The organism is Nostoc sp. 2RC, from assembly GCF_014222165.1.
GTDB classification, from domain to species: Bacteria; Cyanobacteriota; Cyanobacteriia; order Cyanobacteriales; family Nostocaceae; genus Nostoc; species Nostoc linckia.
Genome location: NZ_JACKZU010000016.1, coordinates 1 through 18,245, shown reverse-complemented (window position 1 = coordinate 18,245; position 18,245 = coordinate 1). Strand labels below are relative to the sequence as shown.

At 47.8% G+C, this 18,245-nt stretch carries 3 protein-coding genes and 1 pseudogene; all 4 read right to left on the bottom strand.

Going from position 1 to position 18,245, the window contains the following annotated elements; translation table 11 throughout:
- Positions 1–10: 10 nt before the first annotated feature.
- Entirely contained in the window at positions 11–901 is an 891-nt protein-coding gene (locus GNE10_RS03740; RefSeq protein ID WP_185563710.1) for a polyketide synthase, read from the bottom strand.
- Positions 902–922: 21 nt separating this feature from the next.
- Complete coding sequence (locus GNE10_RS03735) at positions 923–2,029, bottom strand: MupA/Atu3671 family FMN-dependent luciferase-like monooxygenase (protein ID WP_185563709.1); 1,107 nt, start codon at positions 2,027–2,029, stop codon at positions 923–925.
- A gap of 18 nt (positions 2,030–2,047) precedes the next feature.
- Positions 2,048–17,656 (bottom strand): SDR family NAD(P)-dependent oxidoreductase, encoded by a 15,609-nt coding sequence (locus GNE10_RS03730; protein WP_185563708.1) that lies wholly within the window; start codon positions 17,654–17,656, stop codon positions 2,048–2,050.
- A 514-nt stretch (positions 17,657–18,170) separates the two neighbouring features.
- Positions 18,171–18,245: pseudogene (locus tag GNE10_RS03725) on the bottom strand (photosystem II protein D1); the annotation flags it as partial.

The following is an 18,245-nucleotide window of genomic DNA, read 5'->3' as shown; positions in this document are numbered from 1 at the left end:
AAGTCCCCCCTTAACCATAAAAGTTAACCGCCGTATTCGATATCAGCGCATAAATAAAATCGCGGTCTGCTTCGGCTTGTGTGAGGGGCTTCAACATCACACTCACAACACCTTCAGCCCGTAAATGTCCGTCTGCGTTTTCTTGAAACGACTTCACGGAATTGGTGCGGCTCAATTGCTTGGTGCGCGACAATGCCAAGAAAGGCTGCGGTCGTAAGAGCAAGTTGGCGGCACTGACAATAGCATAACTGATTTCACCGGATCGCAGTGCCGATACAGCTCGATGTAGAGCCACTGCCGCACCAGCGCACTGTGCATCCACGATCTCGCTGGGGCCGCGAAAATCAAAAAAGTAGGCGATTCGATTAGCCAGCAGCGATGCCTGTCCGTACCCTTCACCCGGATCGATGCCGCGTTCATTCAATATCTGGAGATAATCATCGTCCTGATGAGCAACATAGACTCCGGTGCGGGATTTCTTCAGCGTTGCGGGGGGGTATCCAGCATCACATAAAGTTTGATACACCGACATCAGTAGTAACCGCTGCCTTGGGTCTATTTGCTTTGCATCGAAGGGAAGAATCTTAAAGAAATGCGCGTCAAAGCCGGCAACATCTGGAATAAAGCCGCCCCATTTACACTGGGTCTTTCCAGGATTTTTGCCCGTTGCATCGTAATACTTGCGCCAATCAAAGCGTTCTTTTGGGATTTCCTGAATTAAGGAACAATCGGTGTCTAAAGCTTGCCAAAATTCACGGACGGACATACAACCAGGCAAGTAGCCGGACAGTCCCACAATTGCGATCGGCTCAATCAATTGTGGTTGTTTGGAAGGAAGCGACTGTCTTGAGTCCCGATAAAATGCCTCTTCAATACATTTGAGCTGGTATTCCGTATCCATAATTAATATTTATTAATATGTTTATGGCAAATAAGGCGAAATCAATTGTTCTAAATAGAAGAGCGATTCCTTTACCAAGGAGTAATCCACCCCGAAATCAACCAAGCAGGCGATATCGTTAACACCAATGGCGATCGCTTCATCAATGACTTTCCTGCCGTCGTCCACGGTGCCGAAAATAGCTGCTGTTTTAACATACCGTTGATATGCATAATCGAGTATTTTGGCCTTCTCTTTCGCTGAGACACCTTCATTATCATCCAGTGCTTGTATGTGGGCGTCTAGAGAACTTTTGATATACGCCTTAAAGGGTAATTCAACAACCTGATTCACCAAGTCACGGCTTTCGTGAACCAACGTATGTAGCATGAGAGTCACTATGCCTTCCTTGGGATCGTGACCCCCTTCCTTGCGTCCCTGACGATATAATGCGATCTTGTCTCGCATGGCTTCAAAGTTATTTCCGTAGAGCATGGTGAAAATGTTATAGCCTTGACGACCTGCCCAGAAAAACCCGTCATCATTCTTTGTGACAAGCAGCCAGACGTTCAGTTTTTTTTGCAGGGGACGTGGATAAACCACAATCGGTATTAGTTCACCGTCCGGGCCGGGAAAGGCGACAGTTTCGCCACGCCAAAGCTTTTGCACCAGAGGAATCCACTCACTACAAATCTTCCGTCGTTCAGCATATTTTTCAGGCGCATAAATAAAATCCGGTTTATTCCATCCCGACCCAAAACCAAGATCCACTCGTCCACCAGATAATATATCATTCATCGCCCACCACTCGACGATTTCAGCCGGATGGTGCAGAGGTAGGGAAATCCCAGCTGTTCTAAACCGAATTCTGGTGGTTTGCGGAATTAAATAGGATGCCATCACCGCCGAATTGGCGAAAATAGAGCCAAACTCGTAGAAGTGTCGTTCAGGTATGTAGATTGCTGTAAACCCGGCGCGATCGCCAAACACCGTGATGTCGCGCACGAATTCATATTTCTGCTTGTCCGTCACATCTTTCCTCACGTCGGAGAAAAACAGCAAGCTGAAGGAAATTTGGTTGTTACTTTCCTTTTCACGGTTTGCCGTGGGGGGCTGTAGACCGAGCAGTTCTTCGATGGAAGTAGTCATGCTTTTTACAACTTATGCCTAGGTACTTAAGTGACTAGTCAGCAATGTAATCGTGGGATAATCAATCAACCACTGGGGCATAATCTCCCGCTCCAACTGCTTCTCAAGCTTAATTGCCAATTGGGTTGCCGAAATGGAATCTAGCCCATAATCTTGAAACTTTTTGTTGTCATCGATTCCCTGGAGTTTTAAAACCTGCATGGCAACCTGTCGAATTACGTCGATGGTGGGTACTTCCGGCTGCTTTGGTTGGGAGTCATCGGCGTTGAAGGCGATCGCTTTATGGTTGTTGTTGTCCAAAGCTTTGGCAGTAGTTTGGGGAAACAACAAACGATAAATGCGTTGAATCAGTTGCGGTTCGAGCTTTTTGATTTCTGACAAACTGATGATATTTGTGACGCATTCTGGGGCAATGAATCCTTGCTTATGAACCAGAGCTTCCCACTGTTCGATGTGGTGCTGGATGCTTGAAACCTCAGTGTGAGAATTGCTGGCAGAGCGATGGCGCGCCAAAAGCAGCGTGGGAGCAGCTTCACCAAACTTTGTTGGGTCTAGCTCAGTATTCAGAACCCAGGCTGCTTTCTGCTGCTGAAGCGCCAGTTCAAATAATTCCTTACCAACTTGGTTGGAATGGGTAAACAAGCCAATTTTATCAAGATTGTTCTGCATGGCGTTAAAGATACATGAAGGGGCCCGTGCTGCCATTCCAGTTTCGTGCCAGTCCACCCAGGTGATTGACTTATAGCCTTGTTTATGCAATTGAATGTTTTGATAAGCCATGAACCAGTCAACATAAGCATTTGCCAAGGCGTAATCGCAACTTCCCTTGGCAAACCGAGGGATTAATCCCGTCAATGAAGAGAAGGCAACGAAAAAGTCGAGGGTGTCGTTTGCAAAAACCCTGGCAAGTGCTTCGAGTCCTGCGACTTTGGGTTCGAGGACGGCAGCTATGCCAGCGAAATCTTTGGTTACAAAAGCGGGCTTTTTGAAGTCAGAAGTGATACCAGCACTGTGAATTACACCACTGATGGAACCAACCCGATGGCGAATTTCAGCAAAGAAGCTTGCTAACTGCTGAGGTTCGGTTAACGATTCCGTATATATACTCAAATGCTCAACCTGGCGATGTAGCGAGGCTAGCTTGCCAAGTTTCACCTTTAAGTGTTCGGAATATTCTTCGCCTTCGTTCCTCCATTTTGTTTTGGGTGGTAAGGCATTCAGTCCCATCAAGACGAGTTTCCTCGCACCTTTAGCTACGAGATAATCAGCTATTTCCAGCCCGATTCCTCCCGTTCCGCCACTGATCACATAAACTCCGTCGCTACGAATCGATAAATCCGCCCTTGGTTGTGCAAGTTCAGCTTCCAGGTATGGGACGAACCGTTGTTGCTGGCGATAGCAAATTTCTGTTTCTTCCAGGTTAGCGGTAAGCTCCTGAGTTAGTGCCTGTTCGAGCAACCCTGGATTTTGCAGTATTGCTGCATCAATATCGATATGTCGAGATGTGACGTATGCGTGTTCGGCACTCAGTACCTTAATCAATCCGGCGAGTTTTGCTCCGGCAAGACTAATTGTATCTGAGCAAAAATGCTGCAACCCCTTTGTGACATATAGTATATCCAAATCGGAACTGACAGCTATCAGCTGTTGATAAAACGCAATTTTTCCCAGTGCATCGCCATCGCCATCCTGAGAACTTTGGTAGAGAGCGCTGAGATCTACAACGATGCGAATTCGCTCAAGTGAGGAAAGGATCGTCTTTGCACTTTCCAATCCGCAGGAAGAATCGCTAAAATCAAGTATTTGTGCCGATATTTGACGATTTCGGTCACTGTGATGATTTGCACAATAGACAATCACAGCCTGTTGTTGATTGAATAAACGTCGCCCCAAATCGGCGGTTTCTTCGTTTACCAAAATCAGCATCTCGCCTTGAAAAGACAAAGTTTTTGTCGGTGTAACAGCGCTTTGTTTCCACTTTTTCTGGATCGAATAAAAGGGCTTTGATTTCTCCCCAGAGTCTACAGGCTGGTATTTAGGGCGACGCAAGATCAATCGTTCGACTCCATCGTAGCGTACCCGTTCCAACTCTCTCGGCTCTTGATCCAATGGGTTGCGGCTCAACCATTCCCGCAGGAGAAGCTGATACTTCTCTGTACAGGATGTACCCTGCTGCACACTAATGATTCGACAATTGTTAGAGAGCGATGTTGAAATGCCAACCGTCGCCGTGTCATTTTGTTTATCTGCCAATACCAAAGGTTTGGCAGTTAGATAATATGTATCAAACAATCCTTGCTGGGATTTTAACCATTCGCCAAGGATTTCAAAATAATTGCCTGTGGTATCATTTTTAGATTCCAAGGCAAGGACAACATCGAATGATTGCCCAATGGAAATAGTAGCGAGTGCGTGGAAGCTAAGACATTGCAAGTTTAGCGATCGCTCCAGCCCAACAGAAGCCTCAATTTTTCTCACAAGACTACAGATTCCTTCCTTGTCCTCGTCGCTGGCGTAGACGATGAGGATTTTTTGGTCTTGATAATGAGCAAAGCGATCGCTCCACGGAATGTTTTCTGGAAGTGCTTCAAGAGTCCACTCCAGTTGACTGGCTGAGTCGAGAGCATGGGCAAATTCTGATTTTTTGAGCGATAAATCCGCCATCTTTCCCATGTCTTGGCCAATCCAGTAACGTTCTCTGGCAAATGGATAGGTTGGTAGGTGAATCCGCTGCGGGGTTATTACACCAGTGGTATAAATCTGCGTCCAGTCAATGGTAGCACCCCGCACCCATAGTTCCATTACTTGGGAGTATTTTCCTTGAGACAACCAAGAATTAGTCGTCGTCACAATGTCAGCATCAGCAGCAAATTTTATAAAATCCGAGGAATCCGATCCAACTAAGCCACAATAGATACCATCAAAACTCCTCAGGGGAGGAGACTGACTGCGGTCAAGAAAGCGGCGCAGCTTTTGTCTGACTTCAGTCAAGGTGTCAGCAACAAATCCTACACGGGCATCCATCGGTTCGCGCCCCACTTGTAATGTGTACGCCAGGTCACATAGCCGATATCCCAAGGTCGTTGGCTGTGGTTGCGTTTGTGATTCCAGGTGTTTTAGCAGTTGTTGTGCATATTCCCATAGGCGCTGTTCGTTCCTAGCGGAAAGAACGATCGCATACTGTTGAGCGGGTGCAACATCTGTGATGGCTGGATGTCCATCGCTTTGATTAACATATTCCTCAATCACCATGTGTGCGTTCGTCCCGCTAAAGCCAAAACAGTTGATGGCAGCACGCCGAGGTTCTGTATCCACAATCCAGTCTCTACATTCTGTATTGATGTAAAACGGAGAGCGATCGAGATTGATGTGTTCGTTTAACGATTCATAGTTGATTGTGGGCGGGAGTTTTTTATTCCTAATGGCAAGCAACACTTTGATTAGCCCAGCCACCCCTGCGGCGGTGGCGAGATGACCGATGTTGCTTTTGAGCGACCCGATGGCACAAAACTTTTCTTTATTGGTGAACTCACGAAAGGTTTCGCATAAAGCTTCTACCTCAATTGGATCGCCGAGTCGCGTCCCTGTACCGTGCGCCTCAACCAGTTGAATGTCTGCTGGCTGAATCTGAAACCGTTGGTAGACTTCTTTGTGTAATCGTTGCTGTGACTGTCCGTTAGGGGCTGTAATTCCATTGGTCTTGCCGTCTTGATTCACCCCCCAGCCTCGAATCACGCCGTAGATGTCATCACCGTCTTTTTCGGCATCGGCAAGGCGTTTGAGTAACACAACACCCACACCTTCCCCCGGTACAAAGCCGTTAGCACGGCGATCGAAGGTGAAACATCTGCCATCGGGTGACAAGATACCAGCCTTGCTCATCATAACGTGCATTTCTGGCCCGGAAATTACGTAGACTCCTCCAGCCAAGGCTGCATCGGAGTGACCCAATACTAGGCTGTCGCAGGCGTTAGCTATGGCAACTAGGGATGCAGAGCAGGCTGTATCAATGGCCATACAAGGGCCCTGGAGATTGAGGAAATAAGATATCCTTGCGGGGAGTAGTGCCGCAGAAGAGCCTAGCAATCCGAGAGCGTTTAATTCATATCGCTGCACAATCTTTCCATAGTCTCCCGTTTCGCAGCCGACAAATACGCCACACTTGCTGCCTGCAAAGGATGTGGGGTTATATCCCGCATCTTCAATGCAGTGCCAGCTAGTTTGGAGAAACAGCCTTTGCTGGGGATCCATGAATTCTGCTTCCCGTGGGGAAATATGGAAAAAGAGGGGATCGAAGCGATCGATATCCTCCAGCGCACCCATCCACTTGCAGTATGTCTTGTTTGCCGCATTTCTATCCGGGTCATAGAAATCAGCAAGATTCCAGCGATCGCTTGCTATTTCCGAGACACAGTTTTTGCCGTTGGCGATGTTCTCCCAGAACTCTGCTAAATTTTTCGCTTGGGGAAATCGGCCTGCCATACCGATAACGGCGATGGCGTTACTCTTATAAGAATTTCTGTCAGGGGTAGACAAAGACTGCTTTGGTATTTCAGTAGTGCTGAGTAATGTCGGGGACTTTAGTTCTTGCTGAGTGTCCAGTTGTACCCCATCGTTAAAACTAGGGGATTGAAGCAACGATGTATTTTTTCTGATTTCTAACTCAGCACTTTTTTGGTGAGTGGACGCTGTTTGGGGGGGAAGTGCCACCGCAGCATTGTTGGGCTGCATTTTGGCAACGGTTTGCTCAATGTTGCGGGCAAAGTCGCTGAGTGTGGGATATTTGTAAACATCCGTTGCTGGCAACGAACATCCAAATAATTGATTTATCTTCCTCATCCACGTCACCGCAGTAATGGAATCCATCCCCATGTCAACAAACTTCGCTTCTTCGTCGATGTCGCTTGCTTCCATGAATAGTTCTTCCGCCAGAGATTCGGTGAGGACATTCAGAATCGATGGCGATGAGGGTAACTCTCTGTTTGATGGCATCGGGGCATTCTCAACGCGATCGCCAATTATCGTCGTTTCGGGAGTGGCTGTCTGCTCGTTCAAATTATTGAGGACGTTGCTAGACTGCTGTACGTAGTTGGCGAATTCTCGCAAAGTTGGATAGCTGTAAACCTTCGTGGCGGGGAGAGACAGGGCGAACTTAGCGTTGATGCCTTTGATCCACATGACCGCAGAGATGGAATCTAGCCCCAGATCGACAAACTTTGTATCTTCGTCAATTTCCTCCGGTTCTAAAAACAATTCCGCCGCGATGGTTTCTTTGAGTGTCTGGATAACGAGTTGGTTGGGGGCTGAATCCACAGATTTATCTTCCCAGTCCCCAGTTCCTAGTTGAATGCCCTTATCGAAACGTTCGTGAATGTTTTTCAGCACTTGGGATTGACCAACAAATGTCTTCTCGTGCATTGCCAACTCTTGCGTGTGAAATGTGTCCAATAAATCCCTTAGCCTTGCGGTTGCCTGGTTTTTTCGCTGAACCAGCTCGTTTTTAGAAAACTTGGCGAGATGATGAGCCAGCTTCAGGGCATAACCAAGAACTTGGTTACGAGGAAGCACAGGCATTGAGATACCCCGTTGTTTTAACTCGGCTCCCTTGTATTCTCGTCCTGCAAACAAAATTTCACGACTTAAGTTTGGCCCCAAGCGTGCGGGAAAAATCAGCGTCGATCCGGCTCCAGGGGTAAAGCCGTATTGCATATAAGGAGTTTGATAGATGCTTTCTTCGCTGAATATATTTACGTCGCAGAACATCCCTAATGACCAACCGCCCCCGATGGCGTGACCCTGCATGGCGGCGATCGCAGGTAAATGACATCGCAGGGGCAGGCTGTGAATATCGTTGTCGGTAAATCGCGCCCTGCCGTTATATATATCTTGCAAGCCGCTTTTTGTTCCACCACAGGCGAAGTATTGATTGTAACCAATAAGTACGACGACTTTATAAGTGGGTACACTTGCAATATGCTTGAACGCTTGAGTTAATCCTTCGCTAAAAGCGTTGGAGAACATATTTTTATTGGCTGTATCGGCAAGTGTAACCTGCACAACACCGTTGCCAAATCTATGGACGTGGACTACATCGCAGTACGTAGCCACTAAGGTCGGATTGTCAAGCCATTGGTGATTTTCTTCCTCCATTCTTTTTAGATCCTGGTGGGTAAAGAATGGAACTACCGACACGCTGCTCAACTCGATACTGCTATTGGCTGGAGACGGGAAATAGGCACGACGTACCAGGCTTTGGACGCTACGTGATAGCTGTTTTTTTAATTCAATCAGCGATGGTTGCGGTGAGTGAGAAATTCCATCGGCGAGATGGCGGGCAAGATCGTCGAGTCGATCTTCGGCAGCAACCAGGCAGTCCAGACCCATTTCTACCAATGCTTGTCCACTACACAGATGTGGCACAGCAAAAAATAGAGACGCGAATGATTTGCCAAATCGCTCCTCGACTATCGAGCGATCGCCATCGCTCAAACCTCGGTGACCAAACTGACCGCTTTCACGGAAAATGAGGAAATCACAGAGGCTAGCTAAGTTCCAACCCAATCCGCGAATATCACTTTTAAGTAACGCAATGACAGGTAATTCCAACTCCAAAAGAAAACCAATTAACGCCCGCATCACGGGCACATCGTCGTGAGTTGTGCTGTCAGAAAACAAGCCGCCATCGTCAACTAGCAATAAAACACGCACTTCGTCGGGCATCTTATCCCTTAACTCAGTACTGAGCCTGGAAGCATCTAAGGGACGATGGGCGGCAGCGATCCTGATTTCCACTATTCCCTCACCTTCGGGGGAAACACTGAGAAAAGATGACGTTACTTTGGTCTGCGATATCAGTTCGGCTGGATCCCTCAGGCGAATCGGTTGTCGATTTTGGCGATTAATTCTGTCGCGCTGAACTTTGTCAGCATCCACCAAAGTAATTAATTTCCTATTTTTAGGTAAATCTACCGTCTGCTGTTGGTCGTTTAAATTAATGGCTTTGCTACTTTGTTCGCCGCTTGCCCTTTGCATATTTAATGTAGGGGTAATCTGGCTAGAATTGTTGCCTTCCAGTGCCAACCAATACCGTTTTCTCTCAAAAGGATAGGTTGGCAGCGAAATTCGCCGGGGGGAAATGGTGGATGTGCGACGAAGCCTTGACCAATCAATATTTACGCCTTTGACCCATAGTTCCCCTAGACGAGGGTAACAGCCCTGTTCAGTCCAAGTTGTTATTTGTTTGAGCAAATCGGGGTCAGAATTCCAATTGACAACTGTCGTTTTATCTTTACCAGCTTGCCCTACATAGCAGTCATCAATATCGGATTTACCTTGAATAAAAGCATCAAGTTTGGCCATGGCATCGGATTGCGAGTACACGATTATGGCAATCCGCGACTGTAGTGCCTCACGCCCCACTTGCAAGGTATAAGCTAGATTCTGGAGATTCACCGCCCCTGCTTCTAGAAACTGATGCAGTTTCTTGGCGTATGCAGCTAAACGCACGTTATTTCTCGCCGATAGCAGTATTAATACTGGTGCGTCATCAATTTCGGACTCACTCGTTGGCTCCTGGTCATATTCCTCCACAACAACATGGGCGTTGACACCGCCAGCCCCAAAGGACGATACGCCAGCGATGCGAGGGACAGTTTTCGTATTTCCGTTTACTTCCACCATCGGTTGCGGCCAATGCTGAAGATGACGCTGCACATAGAACGGTGTCTGAGGAAAGTCGATATTCGGATTAAGTTCGTCAGCGTGCAGACTGGGAACGAGTTGCTTGTGCCTGAGTTGCAAGATCGCTTTGGTCAAACCCGCGATTCCAGAGGCCGCCTCCAGATGACCAACGTTGGATTTGACAGAGCCTATGGCGCAAAAGCTTGTGTCTGGAGTATGTTGTTGAAACGCCTTAGTCAGACCGGCAATTTCAATGGGATCGCCAAGTTCAGTTCCCGTTCCATGCGCTTCGATGTAGCTCACTTCTCTGGCATCAACCCCAGACTTTTCTAGTGCCTCAAACACTAGTTCTGCCTGTGCTTTGGGATTGGGCACTGTATAGCCGTTGGTTTTACCTCCATGATTGACATGAGTGCCACGAATTACGGCGTAGATGTTGTCGCCATCGGCCATTGCTTGAGACAAGGGCTTGAGTAATACCACACCCACACCTTCGCCGGGAACAAAACCATTGCCGTGGTTGCCAAAACTCTTGCAACGACCATCTTTAGACAGCATTTTGCTAGCACACAGAATGTTGTAGCTGGATGGATGCAGATAGAGATTGACACCGCCAGCAAAGGCAAGTTGCACTGAACCATTCAGCAGGTGTTGGCAAGCTTCATGCACTGCTGTGAGTGACGAAGAACACATGGTATCGATGGGCATACTGGGCCCGCGAAGATTCAGAAAATACGATAAGCGATTGGCGATGGAACTAAAAGATGTGTGGGGGTGTCCAATCTTACCTTGTTTCCAAAGTTCGGGGCCGTAGAGATCGAATCCAGTTCTAGTAACGCCAACAAATACACCCACTTGCTGTTGGTATTGGGATTCTAGCATCTGCCTGGTGTGACCGGCATCTTCCAATGCTTCCCACGCCGCCTGAAGAAAAATTCGCTCTTGGGGGTCTATATTTACCACTTCGTGCGGGGAAATACCGAAAAACTGGGCGTCGAATTCCTTGGCATCATCCAGAAAGCTGCCCCACTTGCAATAGCTCTTGCCAAGTTCGATTGCCTCTTCGACATGAGGATGAAAATAATCTTCCCAACACCAGCGATCGCGCGGAATTTCAGAAATACAGTCGGTTCCGGCTTTTAGTCGCTCCCAAAAGGTGGACAGATCGTTAGCCATCGGATAGCGACCGCTCATGCCAATGATGGCGATCGCATCTGTTCTATTGCTTCTTTGCCGAGCAGCTAATTGGGAAGTATGAGTAGCAACGATCGCATTTACTGGTTCGACATCCTTAAATTCACTTACTGTATTTGCAGCTAGTGTAGCGACGGATTCTCCATTACTACTTAGCTGCGCCATCAAGTCCGAGCGGCGGTACTCAAGGAAGTAGTTGACTAGTTCACCAAGGGTCTGCACTTCAAAAAGTAACGTGCTATGAATTCCTGCAAATTTTTCTTGTAGCGCCCCTGTAATCTGCACAACTAAGATGGAATCAATTCCATAACTCTGGAACGGCTCATCAGCTTCGATCTGCTCTGGGTTCATCCGGAGTATTTTGGCTATCAGTTGCTGGAAAAACCGGGTGGCTTTTTGGCGGAGGCTGGTATCATCTGATTCATCGATAGCATTTATACTGCTGATGGGAGAACCACTTTTAACAGTGAAAGTTGCATTACCAACTGACGTGCAATTCTGTCGCACCAGTCCATCACTCTCGGCGACGATCGCCTGTTGTCCGAGCGATCGCGCCATCGCCACCGGGAACCAGGGAGATTGAAACCCTTCTGTTTGCAGCACTCGCTCCCAAGAGTCCACTGACAACAGCGGCGTGCCGTCAATTCGCAATTCTGGGTCTTCATGTCGCCACCATCCCTCCAATAGCCCAAATGTGAGATGACCAAACAGCGTTTGCTCGCAAAGCTCATTGAGCAAAATCAAACCATTAGTCCGCAGACAAGCCTTGACATTCCGTAGCGTTTGCCGAATGTTACGAGTTGCGTGCAGCACGTTTGTGGCGATGGCAAAGTCATAAGTACCTGTGGCAATTTCCTGTGCTGCCAACGGCTGTTCAACGTCAAAGATGCCGATTTCCACAAACGGATAGTCAGGGATGAATTTCTCTTGGGCGTGCAAAAGAAATGCTTTAGAGATATCGGTGTAGCGGTATTCGCTGATGCTATCCTCAAGTCCGGCTAATTTGGACAGTACGGCTTTTGTGGTTGCACCTGTTCCCGCACCAATTTCTAATATCCGCAGCTTCGTGCGTGGTTCGTGCTTCAACCGCGCCTCGATGGCCGATCGCAGCGATTTTGCCAACACTTCGTTAAAATAATCCGCAACAGAATTGTCACGATAAATACCTTCGACAATCTGTAGGGAACCATTCGGGAACAGGCTGTCTGTCCCTCGCTTCTGACCGGATAAAATTTCTGGTAACGCCCGAACGCAGTTCTCAACTAAGGAAAACGCCCGTTGTTTGCTGTCGGCTTCTGGCCAGTTGTCCCTAGCCTTTTTCCAAGCTTGCCAAACTATGTTGGGGGATTCGAGTCCAGCCCCCGCTTCGTTTTGTGCAAGAATCGATTTACTAGCTGCCAGCCATTTGGTGTAGAAGTCGGGTACACTACCAGAGGAATACAGATTGAGTCCATTGAGGCTAGTTCGCAGCAAACGGATTAAAAGCGGCTGCATTTGTTTGCATTGAAAGATGCCATCGACCTGTAGTTGTTCCATCGATTGGTTTGGCGCGACATTGATATGCCGAATCTCGTGGATAACTGACGGTGCAATTTCCTCGAAGCTAACAACAAATTCGCCCTCGTCGTACCAATCGATTGCCTCGACACTTGCGCTCTTAATTAAAGCCAGCTGATGCAAGCGATTGTTGCTCACTAGGAACTCTAACGCCTGCATCGACTCCTTAGACTCTAGAAGTCCGATGCCGCGTTGTTTGAGGCGAGTCTTAGATGCCTGGGAGATTCTGTCTCCAGTGCCGATGGCCCAGTGTCCCCAATGAATCACCTTGACTGGGCAGTGCCAACGGTTGGCGAGGCACTGGGAAAAGGCATCTTTAAAGGCGCACCCTGCGGCATAACCACTCAGTCCGCCGCTTTGTGATAGCGCCTCAATGGAGGAGAAGAATAAAACAAAATCTAAATCTTCGGTGTGAAAAACCTGAGCTAGCCGCACGCTCACATCTACTTTGGCAGACAAAACTGTGCGAAGTCTAGCTTCGTCTGTGTCCTTGAAACTGCGATCGAAAATTCCCACCGCCGCATGAACGACACCCTGCACCGAGCCGAATTCGTGTTTAATCTGTTCATAGGCGCGCTGAAGTTCCTCCTGACTTGTTGCGTCTGCGGAAATATATCTCGGCATTGGCCCCAAGTTAGCGATCGCTTCTAGTTTTTTCTGAATTGTCTCATTCAATGGGCTGCGACCAATCCAAACGATCTGCGCTCGATATTTTTCGCTCAGATATCGGCTCCATACCTCGCCCAAACCTCCCGCACCACCGATGATTACGTACACACCGCCGGCACGATAAGCCGATCGATTAGTGGTCTGGTAAGTCATCTTTGCTGGATGAGGGCTGGGTAAAGGCAAAGAGTTAAAGGGTAAGAAATTTAAAACCTTTCCCCTTTCCCCTTTCTCCTTTTCCCCCCCAATTTCACTTGGCGAACTAAGTTCTGACAAAAATAGCTTTGCTAGGATTGGTCTATCCCATATCCCTTCCCGCCACGCCAGCGATCGCACATCTGCATCAAAGGGGACGAACATTTCTGGCACTGGCCATTTATATGATGTGTCTGCGGGTGAAGGCATATCTAGCAGCCGAAATTTCCATTGGGGAAATTCTTTGGCTATACTGCCAATAAATCCATGAATACTCGCTTGGGTAGGATCGGGATCTTCACCCCAAAAGACTCCTTGACTTTGTAGCGTTATTACAGTCCATTGCAGCCCCTCGTTTTCATAAATAACCGCCGCCGCCTTGAGCAAACGGTAAATCTGTAAAAGCTCGCTTCCTTGATTAATTAGAAGATTCTCAGGAAAGTTATGTCTGGCCGAATTACTGCCTCCGACCCAGATAATGTGAGCAATCCGCCCCAGCACCTTGAGTTGCTCAACAATATCGTTGATATCTGCATCAGTGGCGATGGTTATGAATTCGCACTGGGGAAAATACCTTTGTAAAACCTGCTTTTGCTCAGGGGAGCCACCAATAATTACCGTCTTCCCGTCGGGCATCTTCGAGTCAGATTTCCCAGAGTTGGAAATGTCTACTGGTTGCCAAACCAGCTTCAACGTAAACAGTTTTGCCTCTGAAGCAGACTCTTTATCACCTTGTTCTGGCTTCACGACAGTATTGGCATCTGGCAAAGCCGATTCTTGTAGTGACGTTGTGCTTGGAAGCCAAAACCGATTCTTCGCAAAAGGATAGGTGGGCACGGATAACCGCCAATGTTTAGAGGATGCCGTCGGCAATTCATTTCCATCCAGCAAACACCAATCTATGGAAACTCCGGCGACCCAAAGAGTTGCCAACTGTTCCCAATCTCGCCCGGCGATCGCTCCTTGAATCAGCTGTTCTCCCAGAGTCCCCCGAATTAAAGTTTTAACCTCACGACTAGAATGCTTGATGTTGCCTTGAAAACCCGATTCGCCTATATCTGGGAATTGACGCAACTTATTAACCAGATCGACGCGACTTGCGGCTACCACAGCCAGCCGTTCCTCGAATGCCTGCCTGTGGCTTTGCACAAACCTAGTCAGTTCTGCCAAGGAGCATTCCTCGTCAGAGAGCGAACTGAGCCACTGCTCAAATTGCTTGACATAATCCCTTAATTGTGCATCATTTTGAGCCGACAGCACGAAAAGAAAAGGTTTAGCAGTTCGGTCATCCACCTTTTCAACGCTGCACCCTACGTCATATTCTTCCACCACAACGTGAGCATTTGCACCTCCAGAGCCGAAACTACTTACACCAGCTCGTCTAGGAATAGATTCGTCGGGGCGATTCCACTTCTGATGTCGATCCACAATATAAAGCGAGCTGCCTGATAGATCGATATGACGGTTCAATTGTCCGAAATGCTTAGTTGCTGGCAGTTCTTGATGTTGCAGGCATAGCACGACTTTCAGCAGACCTGCTATGCCCGCAGCCGCCTCCAAATGCCCCAGGTTGGTTTTGAGGGAACCCAGACCGCAGGATATGGGGACTTGGGGAGTCTCACTCCATTCTGAAAAAGCTTGTTGAATTCCCTGGATTTCAATGGGATCTCCTAAGGCTGTGCCCGTTCCGTGGGCTTCGATAAAACTGATGGTGTTAGGAGCTACACCAGAGGCTTTCCAGGCATTGGTTAAGAGTGCTGCCTGTTGTTGGGGATTCGGTACGGTGAGGCCGGCGGATTGTCCACCATGATTTGCGGCTGACCCCTTAATCGTCGCATAAATTAGATCGCCATCTGCTTTTGCCTGAGGCAATTGTTTGAGCAGAAACATCACAGCGCCTTCGCTGCGAACATATCCGTCTGCGCGATCGTCAAATGTCTTGCACTTGCCATCATGGGCCAACATCCCAGCCTTGTAATATGCAATACTGTTAGCCGGATGGCTCATGATATGTATGCCGCCCACAAGTGCTTGTAAGCACTCACCTGCTCGAATAGATTGAACAGCCTGATGCACTGCCATCAGCGAACTGGAACACGCTGTATCAATGACGATGCTTGGGCCTCGCAAGTCAAAAAAGTAAGAAATGCGATTTGCTAGCGCCGCCAACGACGTGCCTGTTGCAACGTGCGCTTCTATGGAAATACCCACCCGATCCATTACCCGACAGTAATCAGAGCCACTAGCACCTACAAAAACTCCCGTAGTGCTGCCAGCAACTTTGTTGGCAGTGATGCCAGCGTTTTCTAGTGTTTGCCAAGCTAATTCCATGAGGATTCGCTGTTGCGGATCCATGCTTTGAGCTTCGATCGCTGAGATGCGGAAAAAGCCAGCGTCAAACAAATCGATCTGGGATAAAAAACCACCCCAATCGATACCTTGGTGCTTGCCTTCTGGGTCGATGTCCCTGGGCCATTGCCAACGTCCTTCTGGAAGTTTCTCCATCACTGAACCAGCGTTTTTGAGGAGATTCCACAGCGATTCTGGATTGTTAATGCCACCGGGGAGCCGACAGGCTAACCCAACAATGGCAACTGCGTCATCCGAGTCGGTTGCTTCGGTTGGCCAGGAGCCAGCAGATTTGGGAGTAGTTGTCAATAAGGTATCTGTAGGGGCGACGAATGGGGAGACGACATTTTGATTCTGGGTTACCGAGAGTGTTTGCTTCTTCAGAAACATCAACACCTTTTCTGGTGTGGTGTAGCTGAAGAAAAAGCCAGGGTCTAAAATCAGCCCGAAGCGATCGCTAATTTGTTCGCTGAGAATCAGCAAATCCACTGAATTTAAACCCATCTCCATAAAGGGACGGTCAAACTTGTATCCACTCCGTTTTTCATCACCTAGACAGGACTGAACCGTCGCTTCCAAAAATGCAGTAGCCAATTCGGTGTCCCATACTTGTGATTCAGCATCCCGCTTTGTTGCGTTCTTAATTCGTCCATCGTCGCGTCTACGCTGATGAATTGCATAGCGCACGAGTACCCCATACCCCTGATTGTTTCGATCCAATGGTCTATAATTTTCCACAATACGCTCAATGTTAGCGCCGTGCAGTTCGTGAAACCTCAAAATTGGATCTATTAACTTACCACGGACATTGCGCTGCCGGATGTACTCTTCAAAGGAAAACTCGTGGCGATGAAACTCCTTGCACAACGTGACCGCCACCACAGACTCGATACCATCGATTAGGCTGCACCACTGAAGCATAAACTCCAGTAACTGATCCCCAAGTCTCCTTTCCTGAACTCCGGGAAGAATGTTTACCGCCAGCAATTGGACAATAGAACCATCAGAGGAATGTAACTCAGATACTCGATCTGCGGTTATGCTTTGAATTAGATCGGCACTTTCAATGCGCTGTGAGTAGATAGCCCCGACGACTTTGTAGTTATTATCGGATTCGGGCAACTCCAGCACTAACTGTCCTTCAGGATAATTATTCAGGCGATCGACCAAGTTGGTAGATGTAGCTTGCAACTCAATCGACCAACATTCCTTTTCCAGTTGCAATAGTGTAGGCAAATCTGATGTGCGAGTGTGGCGAATGCGATAGTCAGCTTTCTGAAAATGCACTACCGATGTATCAGTTGGTGTCAGTTGGCTAGCCGGGAACAACCCAACATTAGCTGCCAGCATCAGCAAAGATTCAGCACTGACACCACTAGTTTTGGGAACTGCCTCCTTTGGCAAGTTCTTGAAATCGTGGCTTAAATAATTGATGTCCTTAGTCAATTGCAGCAAGACAGGGTGAGATTGGCAAATCATCAGTCCGTGACGACCCACGACGTTGCTCCACTCACTCAACATCTGTTTATTACATTCAGTTACGTCCCTGATGTCGGTCAAGTTAGATTCTTCATCTTTGAGATGGCAAACAGATTGAACAAACAAGATATCTTGCTTGTTCGCAGTTATTCGACCTTCCAGTTCACGCAATATCTGTCCTGGGCAATTCAAAGGCATTGAAATGACATGAGCAGATGGAATATCTGCAAGGTTACGAGTCGCAGTCCGAATTAAATCCGGGCATTGCTCAATACCAATTAGTGTCACATCGCGCTCATCCAAGACATTACCGCCAAGACTATGTTCTTGAATCCACAAGTAGATTTGTTGTAGCAGTAGACCATTACCGCAGCCGAGTTCAACAATTACTCTGGGTTGCTCCTTGACGTTCGGAACATTAAAAATTGACAGAATGTGATTTTTAAAAATCGGCCACAGCTCAAAGTGGCTTTTTTCTTCAATTTTTCTACCTGGGCTACGAGTCATACTGTCCAATCAGTACTAGCTTTTCATACTATGATTATCGAGTACACTAACATGAAAATTTATAACTACCTCACGAAAAATTCACATATCTGTATATAGTTAAATTTCATATACTTTGTACCCAATGGCACCAAGAAAAGCAAACTATATGAGAAACGTAGACGCGGAGCGGCTTGCCGCAGGCTACCGCAAAGGGCGCATTCGCGCAGCGTCTCGTCAGAGAAGGCCACAAAGAAAGAAAATTTGGGGTAGTCTCACAAAGAAATAGTATTAGGACTTACGCAAAAACTCTCTGAAACTCTTATTCCTCCGTGTCCTCTGTCTTGAAAAGTTCAGATGCCTGCGGCAACCCCTTCGGTGTACGCTGGAAGCCGGTGCTCCGACTTTTCGCTGCGTCCTCTGTGGTTAGATTTTCCGTTGCCTGTGCGTAATTACTGAGAATCAAAAGCGCCCTCCTTGATGGAGAGCGCTTTTTGTTTTATTTAATTTTCAGTTCAGTTGACTAGGGCAAGGATTAACCGTTGATAGCAGGAGCGCTGATTGCAACAGGAGCCGCTTCGGCAGATGCCAAGTCTAAGGGGAAGTTGTG